This is a genomic window from Microcystis sp. LE19-10.1B, from assembly GCF_027530565.1.
Taxonomy (GTDB): Bacteria; Cyanobacteriota; Cyanobacteriia; order Cyanobacteriales; family Microcystaceae; genus Microcystis; species Microcystis aeruginosa.
Window position 1 is genome coordinate 1 of record NZ_JAPZQM010000322.1, and the last position, 1410, is coordinate 1410.

The window sequence follows — 1410 nt, forward strand, 5'->3', positions numbered from 1 at the left end:
GTCGAGGGAATCAACAATAAACTTAAACTAATAAAACGGAGAGCCTATGGCTTGAGAAACTTTCGGAATTTTTGGGTTAGAAGTATGTTGTCTTGGCATCTTGTATGTTGATTTAGCATAAAGAGTAACGAAGAGCCTAAAATTGGCTAATTCAGGAGTTATTATTTATTATGCTAGAACAAATGATGAAGATGTTAGAAGGGCAACAAATAAACTCTTATCGTCTTAATAAGTTTCTTGGTGCGGGTGGTTTTGGTGGTGTATTTCATGCTACTGAAAGGGGTCATCCGCGCCCACATTATAAACGGGGGATTAAGTGTCGATCCGCGCCCCACTAATAAATGGGGGATTAAGGGGGGATCCGCGCCCCCCTTATCAAGGGGGGATCAAAGGCACAATCTATCTTCAATTTAATAATTATAACCACTCACTTAATAGGATAGTTACACAACGTAAAAATTGGCTAATTCAGGAGTTATTATTATGCTAGACCAAATGATGAAGATGTTAGAAGGGCAACAAATAGGCCCCTATCGTCTTAATAAGTTTCTCGGTGCGGGTGGTTTTGGGGGTGTATTTCATGCTAGTGAAATGGTCAGAAATACATCGGTCTAAGAAGTTGCCATTAAAGTTATCCCAGAAAGTAGCGATGATAAATTAATTGAATTAACAAATGCCAGAAAGTTAGAACATTCTAATTTAATTAAGGCTTATTCGGTGGGGGAATTTACTTTTTTCAATACGGAGATGCTTTATTTAGTGATGGAATTGGCACAGGGTAGCCTAGAAAATCACATTGCCAAAGGCGGTTTGTCAGCGGATGAGATTAAAAATATTACTGCTCAAGTCGCCCAGGGCTTAAATTATCTTCATGGACAAAATAAAGTCCATCGAGATTTAAAACCGGGTAATATCCTCAAGGTTAATCAACAATACAAGTTAGCATATTTTGGCTTAATTAGAACCTTAAATAACAAAAGCCACACTCAAACCGTCCACAATAGCGGTACAATTATTTATATGCCTCCCGAAGCCTTTAGGGGGGATATTTCCTCAGCTTGGGATCTGTGGTCATTGGGTATTATGTTAATCGAAATGACGACTAATCAACTTCCCTATAAGTTTAATAATGATATTCACCAGTTAATGGCAAAGGTGATGAATTGTGAGCTACAAATCCCCAGTTTACCGAAAGAGTTTAAACCGATTATTGAAGGGTGTTTGCAAAAAGATAGAAAACAAAGATGGACAGCACAACAGGTTTTAAATCTGAGAGGGGGACAAGCGAGCTAGAAGGTAGATAGGGCAAGCGATATCGCTCTTTGTCCTTTGATGTAATCCTTCAACCGATAGCGGCTAATTTGCATTAGCTCTTCTATATTTTTTGGGAACATTTGATGTAGCTGGAGC

At 38.6% G+C, this 1410-nt stretch carries 1 protein-coding gene and 1 pseudogene; both read left to right on the forward strand.

What is annotated here, in order from left to right:
* A partial coding sequence (locus O9332_RS11505; RefSeq protein WP_288025593.1) for a transposase occupies positions 1–111 on the forward strand: 111 nt, incomplete at its 5' end.
* Positions 112–483: 372 nt separating this feature from the next.
* Positions 484–1269, forward strand: a pseudogene (locus tag O9332_RS11515) (serine/threonine-protein kinase); the annotation flags it as partial.
* Between the last annotated feature and the right edge of the window lie 141 nt (positions 1270–1410).